At 73.7% G+C, this 502-nt stretch carries 1 protein-coding gene; it reads right to left on the reverse strand.

The features are described 5' to 3' along the window. Positions 1 to 502 (reverse strand): glycosyl-4,4'-diaponeurosporenoate acyltransferase CrtO family protein (locus BEN49_RS28135; protein ID WP_204376133.1); only part of this gene is annotated, 502 nt, incomplete at both ends.

Genomic DNA, 502 nt, shown 5'->3' on the forward strand with positions numbered 1-502 from the left:
CCCGAATGTATTGCTGGAGCCACATCGGGTAGAGGTTGTAGCCCACGTTGGTGAGCGCCAGCAGCCCGGCCCAGCCCGCCTGCCCCTGCGCCGCGGCGTACCCGCCGATGGCCAAAAAGAACAGGAACAGCGCCAGGTGAAACCGCTCCTGCTGGTAGGTGGTGCGCACGAGCGCCGCCGCGGCCGCCCGGGCCACCACGGGCCGGTAGTGCGGGTAGCGCCGCCGCAGCAGGCGGTTCACGAAGTCGCCGTGCTGCGTCACGCGGTTGACGGCCGCCACGCCCAGCCGGCGGTAGGGCCCCGGCGCGCGGCTCAGCTGCCAGCGGCCCAGCCACGCCGCCGGCACCGCGTAGGCAAGCAAGCTGGCGGCCAGCAGTCCGTAGAGCCACGGCCGCGCCACGAACTGGTAGCAGTACACCCCCAGGGGCCCCAGCCCCAGCACCGACCAGAACACGTTCGGCACCGCGTTGGCCAGCGCCAGCAGCGCGGGCGGCGGCGCGGC

This window comes from Hymenobacter coccineus (genome assembly GCF_001816125.1).
GTDB classification, from domain to species: Bacteria; Bacteroidota; Bacteroidia; order Cytophagales; family Hymenobacteraceae; genus Hymenobacter; species Hymenobacter coccineus.